The organism is Thioalkalivibrio sp. ALJ1, assembly GCF_000745395.1.
Taxonomy (GTDB): Bacteria; Pseudomonadota; Gammaproteobacteria; order Ectothiorhodospirales; family Ectothiorhodospiraceae; genus Thioalkalivibrio.
The window spans coordinates 59,156-71,186 of sequence record NZ_JQIW01000003.1 but is presented as its reverse complement, the minus strand read 5'-3'; the positions used below and the strand labels follow the sequence as shown (position 1 = coordinate 71,186).

The 12,031-nt window shown below is 59.2% G+C and carries 10 protein-coding genes; 4 read left to right on the top strand and 6 right to left on the bottom strand.

What is annotated here, in order from left to right; all coding sequences use genetic code 11:
- Positions 1-888 precede the first annotated feature (888 nt).
- On the top strand, positions 889-1,854 hold the full coding sequence (locus F462_RS00240; RefSeq protein WP_038050717.1) for a sulfotransferase: 966 nt from the start codon (positions 889-891) through the stop codon (positions 1,852-1,854).
- Entirely contained in the window at positions 1,851-2,999 is a 1,149-nt protein-coding gene (locus tag F462_RS00235; protein WP_038050715.1) for an ATP-grasp domain-containing protein, read from the top strand. Before F462_RS00240 ends, F462_RS00235 begins: the two co-directional genes overlap by 4 nt.
- 9 nt (positions 3,000-3,008) lie before the next feature.
- On the opposite strand, the gene F462_RS00230 is transcribed toward F462_RS00235, so the two are convergent.
- On the bottom strand, positions 3,009-4,136 hold the full coding sequence (locus tag F462_RS00230; RefSeq protein ID WP_038050714.1) for a DegT/DnrJ/EryC1/StrS family aminotransferase: 1,128 nt from the start codon (positions 4,134-4,136) through the stop codon (positions 3,009-3,011).
- 597 nt (positions 4,137-4,733) lie between these two features.
- On the opposite strand from F462_RS00230, the gene F462_RS00225 reads away from it, so the two are divergent.
- Both F462_RS00225 and F462_RS00220 read left to right on the top strand, forming a co-directional pair.
- A complete protein-coding gene (locus tag F462_RS00225; protein WP_051918092.1) occupies positions 4,734-5,747 on the top strand; it encodes an aKG-HExxH-type peptide beta-hydroxylase in 1,014 nt (337 codons plus the stop codon).
- Complete coding sequence (locus F462_RS00220; protein ID WP_038050712.1) at positions 5,744-6,715, top strand: hypothetical protein; 972 nt, start codon at positions 5,744-5,746, stop codon at positions 6,713-6,715. Before F462_RS00225 ends, F462_RS00220 begins: the two co-directional genes overlap by 4 nt.
- A gap of 165 nt (positions 6,716-6,880) precedes the next feature.
- On the opposite strand, the gene F462_RS00215 is transcribed toward F462_RS00220, so the two are convergent.
- From F462_RS00215 to F462_RS00195, 5 genes are all read right to left on the bottom strand, one after another.
- Positions 6,881-7,831: an NAD-dependent epimerase/dehydratase family protein gene (locus F462_RS00215; RefSeq protein WP_038050710.1), complete on the bottom strand. Its 951-nt coding sequence runs from the start codon at positions 7,829-7,831 to the stop codon at positions 6,881-6,883.
- 16 nt (positions 7,832-7,847) lie between these two features.
- Positions 7,848-8,705: a glycosyltransferase family 2 protein gene (locus F462_RS00210; protein WP_371180476.1), complete on the bottom strand. Its 858-nt coding sequence runs from the start codon at positions 8,703-8,705 to the stop codon at positions 7,848-7,850.
- 195 nt (positions 8,706-8,900) lie between these two features.
- Positions 8,901-9,914: an EpsG family protein gene (locus F462_RS00205; protein WP_244270824.1), complete on the bottom strand. Its 1,014-nt coding sequence runs from the start codon at positions 9,912-9,914 to the stop codon at positions 8,901-8,903.
- Between the two features lie 166 nt (positions 9,915-10,080).
- Positions 10,081-10,998, bottom strand: coding sequence for a glycosyltransferase family 2 protein (locus F462_RS00200; protein WP_018874655.1), 918 nt, complete (start codon positions 10,996-10,998; stop codon positions 10,081-10,083).
- On the bottom strand, positions 10,998-11,948 hold the full coding sequence (locus F462_RS00195) for a glycosyltransferase family 2 protein (RefSeq protein ID WP_038050706.1): 951 nt from the start codon (positions 11,946-11,948) through the stop codon (positions 10,998-11,000). The genes F462_RS00200 and F462_RS00195 overlap by 1 nt, the downstream gene beginning before the upstream one ends.
- Between the last annotated feature and the right edge of the window lie 83 nt (positions 11,949-12,031).

Here is a 12,031-nt window from a genome sequence, read left to right as displayed (position 1 = left end):
CCTTACCCTGAGCCACCATGATCCAGAGTTCCTCGGCATTAGCAAGACGTATCACGTCCCAGCCCGCCCACTTTCCGGGAGGGCGAGTTCACTGTTGCTATTGTCTGGCGGCAGCTTCGTTGCAAACAGCATTCGCGACAGCCTTGCCGCCCGTCGAAGCGGCCTTTTGGTGGCTGCCACCAACAGCGTGCCCAATGCTAATGGACTCGACCGATTTGACCCGATCTTACGAGGTGCCTGAATCCGCGACGGCACGTCGGGATTTCGAGGACAGGCTTGACCAGATACTGGAGGTCGAACAACCCGACCTCGTAATACCCCGCCGGGACGATGACGTCATTGCTCTTGCGGAACTCAAGGAACGCGTGCACTCATAGGGCCCGAGATTTCGTCACGGTGGGGTGGTGCCACAATCAGCTCAGCCCTCCATGGCAAGTGCGAAAGCAACCGCGTTCTGCGCAGCGCGCGGCCTTCCATTTGCTCCTACGCACACCTATCTCACGGGCACTGGCCAGCACATTCGTTAGTGCCTGGAACATGGCACATGTTTTCAACCGACGGCCATAAACCGGCCGCATCCAGACTCTCCGGTCGACCACGATATCAGGGAAATCCATCCGGCCGCCCCGTTCATCGACTGGAAACGCTCGGGCCACGGCTTGCCCGAATACGATCGTTGGGACCATGGCCTGTACACGGTACCAACCTTGGTTCGCCGTTCCGATGAATGATTGATTTCACCAGAGCGAATTCCGCGCATGAGGACTCCGTGCGAACACGAGCGATCTCACACTCGGGAAGCATCCCCATCAGGCATTGACTATGCTTACCCCGGATTGCTCGAAACGACAGGGCACAGGAAGCATATACAAAGCCATGGCTACCCCAATGCTGATACACATCGGTCTGCATAAGACTGGTACGAGCTATCTTCAGCGACTCATATTTGATGATGTCAGAGCTGGGTTCCGAAGCCCTGTACCGCGGCTGCTGCTCCGGGAAACGTTCGTCACATCCGATGCGTTCTCATTCGAGCCGGAGCTCGCCCGCAGTCACCTCTCCAAATTTCTAACGAGCAATCATCCGGAGGAAACCGTAACGGTACTCAGCCACGAGCAATTCTCCGGCCAACCAGCGGGTGGCGGTTATGGGCTACGCCGGCGCGAACGAGAGGTTGGGCGAAAGGAACTCGCCGATCGCCTCTACGACACCTTTCCTGACGCCCGCATCTTAATGGTCATCCGCGAGCAGCGGGCTATGCTGCGCTCCATTTACAAATGGATGGTATGTGGCTGGGAGGGCCGGCTTTCTGCCACGCCGCGCCAGTTCCTTGATCAATCGCCTCTCATGGATGGGTACAGTCCCCTGTTCAACGGAAAATACCTCGAATACCACCATCTCGTTCAGTATTACCAGCAACGTTTCGGCACGACTAACGTACTGGTGCTTCCCTACGAATGGCTTGCCGAAAACCACGTAGACTTCGTGAACCAAATCCGCACGTTTGTGGGCCTGCGCACGATCACCAGCGCCCCCGAAGCCCGGGTCAATCCTGGATCACCCGCCACACTCTGCGCGATCCAGAGAAACTTGAACCGTCTGCTCGCTTCACCGAATCGCCCGGGACGTCGGTCCCTGCCCGAGCGCTACGCCGCTGCCCTGGCCAGACGAACGGGTGCCTTTCTACCCCGTCACTTGAACGCCTTGGTCGAGAACAGGCTCGTCGAACAATTCGAAGCGTGGGCAGAGGAGCGCTATGCCCTTAGCAACCGCAAGACCACTGAGATAACCGGGCTGGACCTGCCCTCACTCGGTTACGTTGTCCCAGACATGCCAAAGGACCTATCGACATGAATACACCCTCGCGATCTCGAACGCGCCTGCTCATCGTCAGCGTCGGGAGCCTTGTAGGCCAGAACATCCTCGACAGCCTGGAATACGAAGAATGGAACCGTCGCGACCGGGTGCATATCATCGGCACCAACAGCATTGCATCCAGCCCCAACAATTTCCGGTGCGACGAGTGCTACCAAGTGCCAACGACGGGTCATATCGATTACCCGAAAGTAATGGCACAGGTTCTGCGGAGCACACAGCCCGATCTGATATTAAGCGCGCGCGACGCCGATACGGCCGCCCTGTGGCGTCTGCTTGATTCGAACCCTGCACTTCCAGGAGCCATCCCTTACGGCAACCTTGAGACTATCATTGGCGCGCTGGACAAGGGGAAAAGCGCCGCCTTCTGCAAGGCACATGGATTGCCGTTCGCCGACACGCTGGTTTTGCAGCACTCCGACGATATCGACAAATTGCACGCCTTCGCGAGCCAGGTCGGTTATCCGATGGTAGCCAAGCCCATTGAGGGTTTCGCCTCAAAAGGCGTTTACTTTGTACGCGACGCTCAGGAAGCAGAATATTTCGCTCAACGCCGCGACTACCTGTTTCAGGAGTATCTCGGACCGGGCGACGCGCTACAGGACTACTTCGAACGCCTGGATGGCCCCAAACCGCTGTTCGCGGAAGTCCCCGAAGTCAATCACCACACCTGCCACATTCCCATTGCCCCCGATGGGCGGATCGGTGAGATTTTCGTACTACATAACCATCATCATTTTGGTGCGGTCACACGCATGCAGCGAGCGGCCAGACCGGACCTGGAGGAGCTGGCGCGACGGTTTGCCCAGGCATTCATAGCCGACGGAGGCGCAGGCGCTCTATCGGTTCAGTTCCGCGAAGATCGAAATGGCAACAACAAAGCCCAGGAAATGAACCTGCGCACAACAGGCAGCACGTTCGCCAGGCTTATGATGGGACAGGACGAGCTTGGCTTCCTGCTGAACGAGTGGCTCCCGGAGCATGACTTCCCCAGGTTCTCGCGTTCCGAACCCGCGTACGACCTGGTGGTTAGCAAATCTCTGTACAGCTACTCCACCTGGCAAGACTCTGTCGAAACACTCGAACAAACTGGGCACTGGAAGGCGGCGGCGCAACCAACATAGAGCGTCACTTCAATCATCACCCGTCGCCTGCATGCGCATCGATCGTGACATCCCGCGCAGGATTTCCAGCACATACTCGGTCTCGGAACGGTCCTGGCCCATCGGCAGACAAAGCATACGCGAAGCCAGGTCCCCTGCGCGTGCGCTTGGCGGGCGCACAGGGTTCAAATCCGGGATTCGATCCAGGGCTGGGTAAAAATAACGGCGAGCCTGGATCTCCGCCCGTTCCAGCGCATTCTTGACGGCGTGCATCTGGGCCTCGTCCGCGAACGCGACCGGGAAGTACACATAACTGTTGTTCTCGACACTGCTTGAGCGCCGCTGCATGCGAGCCCAACCCCCCAGTTCCGCCTCGTAGGCATGCCAGGCCTCCCGGCGCGGCGCAAGACAGTGCTCCAGCTCGTCCAGCACGCACAAACCCATAGCCGCGTGAAATTCGCTCATTTTGGCATTCAACCCGACCGCTTCGATGCGGTCCGGAGCCGTCTGCCCAAAATTGATCAGCGAGCGCGCCTGTTCCAGATCCGCCTTGTGGCGGAACACGATCGCTCCACCCTCCACCGTGTGGAACGCCTTGGTCGCATGAAAGCTGACTGCAGAGGCGTCTCCGCGGCTCAACAGGCTCTCTCCCCGATACCGCACGCCAAACGCGTGGGCACCGTCGTATATGACACGAAGCCCGTAGTCCCTTGCTACCGTATCGATCGCTTCCACGTCGCAAGCATTTCCGAACAGGTGCACCGGCACCACGGCCCGGGTGTCCTGGGTCACGCGTGGCGCGATGCTGTCCGGGTCAAGACACCATGTCTCCGCATCAACATCCCCAAAGACCGGATCGACGCCTTCCCACTTTAGCGAGCTAGCGGTCGCCACGAATGTTAGCGGAGTGGTGATCGCGTTCGGTTCACTCTTGCCGGCCTCCGTGGAAACACCCAGCGCTCGATAAGCTACCTGGAGAGCGAGCGTGCCATTGGCCACCAGCAATAGATGTTCGACACCGAGAAATGACGACAGCCGCCGCGTAAGCTCCTGAACAAGCGGCCCATCATTGCTGAGCCGATTGCGCGCATAGATGCCATCGAGGTAGGCATCCAGCTTCTCCCTTTGGGGTAGATACGGACGGGAAACAGGAATCATGTGGCGAATTTACGATCAGATCGCATCGCTCTCAGCGTGTCCCAATCTACTCTGAACCAAACCATTCGAGTCTCCACTTCGCCCCAAAATCCCCTGAGCCACCGGATATTCTCCGGATTCGGATTATCCAGAACTACTCGCTCCGAACTTACGGTCGCGCCGGTAGCGGCAGGCTTGCGCGACGGCGAGAGGTTGGTTTACAAAGGTGGTGGGTGGTTTCTCGCCCCCCAACCAACTAACTCTGCCAAGCCACTGTAAAGGAACACGAGATGAAAAAAATGATCAAGCTGGACACGCGCCAACTCTTGGGTTTCCGACTTCTTCACGCCAAAGCGCCGACATCCGCCCTGGGTGCGAAAATTGGAGAAGGGAAGCCTATTGCGTCCTCGATTGGATCGAAGGTTGGAGTGGCCAAGGACTAATTCTCCCAGGATCCTGGGTTGACGCGGGAATGCCGTGGGCCCAACTGAAACCCACCCGTGGTATTCGCAAATTCAGTATTCCTACAGCCCTGGGGGCACGCTGATTCCATCGCTGGTTGCGTTGATCAGCGTGCCTCCGGATCCCAACGGGTCGACCAGCGACCCGTACGAACCAGTGCGACAGCCATTGCGCCTCAAGGTTACCCCTGTGCCAATCCGACCCGATTTCGGCCCCGACCCGATAAGGGCCCAGCACATCAATCAGCGCATGCATGTCGAGCTTGGACGCAGCCTGCGACTGGTCGTTGATGCCTGCAAGAATCGCCTGAGACTCGATTTCAGCACGCTTGAGCAGCAATGCACCGCACTCGAAGCGGGCACCACCTTCGCACCAACGGCGTTCGCCTTCTACTTTGATGCTGTCTTCGCTCTCATCGAGAACGATGAAGAACGTGCTACCAATTCCATGCAACGGCTCGCGCAGGAAAAGGCGCTCGCCGCGGGCCAGGCGATCGGCGCACTGGATAGCAGCACCCGTGGCCTCTGCTACAAAAATCGCATGAGCGATTCCATGCGGTCCGACCTTAGCCTCCATACGCCGGATCCCGAAACCACAAGTGCCTTTGTCAAGCGCTACCAGGCCGCGATGGACCTGCTCGATCAGGCGGCCCCCCGACTTGCCGGAGAAATACGGGCGATCGTGCACGAAGTGGTCGGCGTAACCGGAGGACCAAACGACAAGGGCGAATTTCATGGTGGTTCTCACTATCAGCTGTGGGGCGCCCTGTTCCTGAACGCAGCTCTCCACACTGACAGGATCGAGATGGTCGAGGTACTCGCCCACGAGAGTGCACACAGCTTGCTGTTCGGCTTTTGCACACATGAACCGCTCACACTTAACGAAGACTCGGAACTATTCGATTCGCCGTTGCGCGCCGACCCGCGCCCGATGGATGGCATTTATCACGCCACCTACGTGTCAGCCCGAATGCACTGGGCAATGCAACAGCTTCTGCAATCGGAACTTCTTGCCGAGGAGGAGCGAGAGCGTGCAAGAAGGGCCCTAGAACGTGACCGGGACAACTTCGAGGCCGGGTATCAGGTAGTCGACGCACACGGTGTCCTTACCGACCTGGGAAGTAACCTTATGAGCAATGCACGGGCCTATATCGACGCCACCCATCAATGATCATTCTCTTTACCACGCAGCCGCACTGCTCCACACATCGAGACCTCGAACGTCACCCGGAAATCGATTTACGCGTCATCCCGTATGAAAGGCTCCTGCGAGCAAGGCGCCTACCCCAGGCGACCTACATTTTCTCTGACCTCGATCGGCTGCATTTCTGGGATCTGGAATGCGTAGCCAGCATCTATAGGCAACTGCGCGAGGCGGGCGCCCGAGTCCTCAACAACCCTGCCCGACACCGTTCCCGGTACCAGCTCCTGCGGCACCTGCATCATCAAGGCATAAACGAATTTAACGTCTGGCAAGCCGATGACGAACCGCCCACCGACCGGTACCCAGTGTTTCTTCGTACCGACTCGGCGCACCGGGGTGTCCTTACAGACTTGATCTACAGCCCGAAGTCCCTCGAAAACGCCATTGAGGAACAGGTTGCCCGCGGCATTCCACTACGCGAACTCATCATCGTCCAGTTCGCCGCCGAACCTGTGCACGAGGGTTTGTACCGCAAGTTGGCCGCCTACCGCATTTCCGACCGCGTCATCGGCGCGCCCTGCGCTCACCAGGAAACATGGGTAGCCAAATATGGGCAGCGTGGCATCGCACCTGGGGAGCTTTATAACGAAGAATATCATATGGTTACAGAGCACACGCACGCACAAGCTCTAGGCGGCGCATTCGATACCGCCGACATTGAATACGGGCGGGTGGACTTTGGCCTGGTCAAAGGACGCCGCCAAGTCTACGAGATCAATACCAATCCCTATTTCCGCAACCTGAAGTCCCACCCCTTCAGCATTCGCCTTGAGACCTTTCAGTGCTTCTTCCATAACCTCGTCGATGCCTTGTCTGAGATCGACACGCCTTCACAAAAACGCTGGCACAAGCTTCCCGACTCGCGCACCTGGCGCGCCTGGCTGGTCGATCTCCGCCGCACACGACGCCTCAGCCGCTGGCCTCGCATGCCTTGATCTTGTCGAGCTTCGGCGAGTCCTCGCAACATTCATACAGCTCATACAGAACCTCAATGCGCTGCACAACGCTGTGAGAATGCTAAGCGAGAGCAGACAAGACCGCTTCCGGTCCACCTTTCGGACTTTCAGCCAGACATGTAACCGATAAGCCCAATAGCCTCTCTATTGAAGAAGAGCCCTCACCGACCGCCGCAACCCCTCATCCACACTCACCGGCGGCTCCCACCCCAACGTCTCACAGGTATCGGTGATATCTACCTGCAACGAATCCAACAACCGCCGCGCCAAATCGTCTCGCCCCACCGCACGCGCCGCAGCACGCAACAGCACCGGGGGGAACGGCACCAGCCGAGCGCGTCGATCCATTGCCACCGCCACCCGGCGCAACAGATCGGTGGTGGAAAGATCCTCTCCGTCGCCAGCCAAAAATACCCGATTCGCCGCATCCGGATGCTCTACACACGTCATCAGTAGATCCACCAGATTATCCAGCCCGATCAGCGAACGCCGATTGTCCACGGCGCCCAGAAGCAACGGGACGCCCTTTCCTACCCAGCGTGCCATTCTCGCGAAATTACCTCCGGCACCGTGCCCATATACTAGTGGTGGGCGCACCGCCACGATTTCCATTCCCGTCTCGCGCCCCAGCGCGAACAGCGCCGCCTCCGCCTCCGCCTTGGAGACGCCATAAGGATCCACTGGCGCGACTGCATCTGCTGCGGTAAATGCGCTACCCGGAGCGGTCTGCTCCCCGTTCACCTTGATCGAACTGACAAACACAAATCGCCGCACCCCAGCCTGCGCCGCCTGCCGCGCCAGCGCCAACGTCCCCTCCACGTTGGTGTGCCGATACTCCGACAGCGGATCGGCAGAGCCCTCTTCCATCACATGTACACGAGCAGCTGCGTGCACAACAGCATCCGCGTCCCTCACCGCGCTGCCCCAGTCCGCGTCAGGACCAAGGGATGGAGCCACCACCACCTCCGCTCCTTCCGGCAACGACAAATCGCGCCGTGAAGCCGCCACGGGCCTCCATCGCTCCTCACCCGCCAGGCGCTCGACCAACGCGCCACCTACAAACCCGCTCGCACCCGTGACAAGCAAGCGCGCCATCACTCAAGTCCCCTAGTCATTGCGAGGGTCCATAGGGCCCACAGTAACCCCCCGCCGAAGCCCCATCCACCGAGTGCAGCCACCCCAGACGCCGCGCGAGTCCAGGCCAACGGTGCCGCACCACCGCCCGCCCAGTCTGGTGGGCAAAACACCACGCACTTCTCGACAAAGAAAGTCCCTCGACCTCGCGGTACATCCGCCATGTGTACAGCGAAGTCGACGCCTTGTTCGACGAAATGGAACCAGACCGCACTCGATACACTCCCAAAACCTGGTTCAGGCCCATCGCTGTCCCGCCGTCGCGCAGCAACTCAAGCCATAGCGCATAATCTTGCCGGCGGCGAATCAACGGCATGTAACGCCTGCCGAACACGTTCGTGTCGTACATTGCCGTCAAACAACCGATATAGCAGGTCTTCAGCAGGTCGCAATACCGCAATTTCGCCGGGACTCCCACCGCGGACAGACAGTCACCGTTCTCATCGACACGGTCATACGCGCCGTATGAGAACGCCACGCCATTCTCTTGCATGAAAGCCACCTGGCGCTCCAGCTTGTGCGGCACCCACAAGTCATCCCCGTCCAGAAACGCGAGATACCGCCCACGGGAAAGGTCGATCGCAGCGTTTCTGGCCACCGCCGCACCCCCGTTGCGCTCCAGCTGAACCAACCGTATGCGCTCATCTTGCTTGGCGAACCTGCGAACAATCTGCGGAGAGGCATCATCCGAAGCATCATCGACCACTACTAATTCCCAGTCGACGAACGTCTGCGCCAATACCGAACGAATACTCGACTCGACGAATCTCTCGCCGTTGTAGACCGGCATCACCACTGAAACGACAGGCTTGTGATGATTTGCTGAAGTGTTCAACGGAGTTTGTCCTCACTAAAGCCCATGCCATTCTCTTGTGTGAGCGCAACGGCGGCGCATCCATTACCCCGATCAACGCATTGCATAGTTCCAGGACCGGCCCCACCGTCTAGCTACAGCTTCCAGGCATGGGCGAACACGCACGCCGCGCGCACCGATCCTGCGCAAGCTCGTTTCCCATCCTGTTCGAGAACGTCAAAGCACCCACTGGTATGGCATCGCCTGATGGGCACCGACCCACAAGCCTCGCGCGAACATCGCTCCGAATAGGGCCACGAAGCCCACGGTCCACCCAATCCTCGCCAGTCTTGTTGCAAAGCACGCGATAACCCACGGCAATAGCATGGCTAGAACGGGCATAAAGTAGAGCGCAAGTCGATTCACGGCCCAGAATTGGTATAAGGCTATCGTCAGCAATAGGCCTAGGATGGCGGTGTTTCGGAACACCACCACCGCACGCCCTTCCCTGGCTACGCGTTCCCACATCAGCAGCACTAGACCGACCAAGCCCAGGTAAATCAGATACCCCAGCCCAAACTCATAGGCATCCAGTCGCTCGACCACCCTTCCCGGATAATGTGCATAGAAAGGCAGGATAACCGACATCCAGTGCAGCAATCCGAGCGCAGCGTCGCGACTCGTGGACAGTACGACTGCGCCTGCGAGGCCCGCGAGCACGAGAAGCCTCGGCCAAGCCAAGTGCAACAGCCAGTACAGTGGCCAAACGATGAGTGCAGTGAGGTGAAACCCTGCCGCGACCGAAACCCCGAACGTCCAGAACAGGAGCTGACGCTGCCAAATTGCAGGCAAGGCCAGCATGACGATACCGATGGCGATAGCCGAACGCACCGCGTTGGTCATGAAGAATGGAACCGCCAGTCCAAACAGAATCAGAACGCCCAACCACGGCATTGGACTCGAGCGAAACACTCGATAGAACAGTGGCAAAGCGGCAAGGACAGCCGATACCGCGAAAACCAGAACCATTCCCGAGGGGCCGAGTGGTGCCGCCAGACGATTAAGAAAGGAGTAAAGCGGCTCAATCCAAGTGAGTTCGTGCCCAGCAAGGGCCCACTCAAACATCCAAACGTAGTTCGCGTAATCGTTACCAACATCGCGGCGCACGGCGAGTAAAAACACGAGCGGCGCAACCGCCAACACCGCCAGCACGCCAGTCGCGCCCCGCACTTGCAGTTCGGTACCGCGCATTGCGAGCATGCCAAACCGGCTTGCGGCCTGACCAGACGTACGCTCCACAGCCGTGCCAGTTCGGAGAAACCCTGCGACCAACAACGCCCAGACCAACATGCCTACCCATGCTGTCACGGGCACCCCCTCCATCCCTGATAGGCATTATCCCGTCGAACCGACGGCGTCACTTTATCCGTTCCTGCGCATCCCGACGCTGATTCACTAAAAACCGCCGCCATCTTCCAACATCAAAAATACGCGACCATTCGATCTTCATCGGTGAACAGATCGCGAGCCACCACACTCGTAGCGCCGTCCCAGGGCCATATCGTACAGACAGCAACATCTGACCGGTCGCGGATCTTCCCCTCCGCACACCCAAGGCCGATAGACGCTGTGAAAGCGAGCGATCAATCCAAAATCGCTCCATGAACGCGGCCTCTGACATATCAGCCGTAAGGCTCTCGGAACGCCGATAGACTCGGTATACCGGGATCAGCTCCGTTCGCAACCGGCCCGCCCGCATGGCCGCCAACACATTGAATGCGACGTCATTGCCGCGCCGCACTGGGTCGAAACGCACCCCGTTCGACTCCACAAAGGCACGCGAATAAGCCTTCGCCCAGGGCACAATATGCTGCAGGCACAGCTCCTGCCGCGCCTCTTCATCGGGTGAATGCGCATATTCAATCACTCGTTCGTTCACCCACTCGGATCGCACGGATGGGGCTCCGTCCGCCTCCTGCACTGCCTCCGCGAGGAAATACACCAGATCGTCATCCGGACGCAGGGTTCGATCAAACGCCTCGAAAGCCCCAGGCAGAAACTCGTCGTCCGAATCCGCAAACACCAGCCAGCGCCCGCGCGCCGCGTCCAGCCCAACGTTTCGGGCGACCCCTGCACCTGCGTTCTCCCGCGTCGAACACCAGCGCACGCCCGGCCAGCTCACCCTCAATGCATCCAAAGCCGCCTGGTCCAGGCTGCAGTCATCGACCACAATTACTTCAATGTCGTCACGCGCGACCGGCACCGAACGCAACAAGCGATCCAGACGATCAGGATCCTCGTAGTGCGGGACGACCACTGAATACACCACTACCATTACAGCTTCCGATCCACCGAGGAGCTCGTCTGTCCTTCGAGCCGTTGCCGCTCCCGCCGACTCCGCCAGAACCAGCGCAGGAACCGAACCACCTCTCGCGGCCGCGTCCGGCGCAGCGTCGCGGCCAGCATCTCGTGGCGCACCATCAGCCGAAAGGCCTCAATCCATGCCCTAGGACCAAAGCGGGCCGCACGCGCAATATACGAACCAGCGTGCATGCGCTCCTTAACGCCAAGGTCCCGAAGCCGCTCATTCAACTGCCCAAGGACCTCGAGCCTCGCCAGCAAATCCTTTTCGGTAGCATCCGTCGTGAGACTGCCTGCGCGGCGATAAATGCGGTACACCGCTACCAACTCGGCCCTCAGCGTTTCTGCCTGCATAGCCGCCAAGACATTGAACGCTACGTCTTCACCGTTCCGAACGGTATCGAAGCGCAACCCTCGCGATTCGACGAACGCTCGTGAGTAAACCTTGGCAACGGGATTCACGTGCTGCAAGCGAAGCCTTTCGAGCGTTTCCACATTCGGCGATCGGGCGTACGCCGTCACCATTGCGTTTATCCGCTCGGACCGAACCGACGGGCTACCGTCCGCCTCCTGTACCGCTTCCGCGAGGAAATACACCAGCTCGTCGTCCGGGCGCAGCACGCCATCAAATGTTTCGAAAGCCCCAGGCAGAAACTCGTCGTCCGAATCCGCAAACACCAGCCAGCGCCCGCGCGCCGCGTCCAGCCCAACGTTTCGGGCGACCCCTGCACCTGCGTTCTCCCGCGTCGAACACCAGCGTACGCCCGGCCAGCTCACCCTCAATGCATCCAAAGCCGCCTGGTCCAGGCTGCAGTCATCGACCACAATTACTTCGATGTCCTCACGCGCGACCGGCACCGAACGCAACAAGCGATCCAAACGATCAGGATCCTCGTAGTACGGGACAATAAGGGAAAAACGCAAGACAACCGACTCCGTTACGCGGGCACACCAAGCGAGCGCGAAATGCTGGGGACAATTCCTCCATGTGTGACAGGCTTACGCCC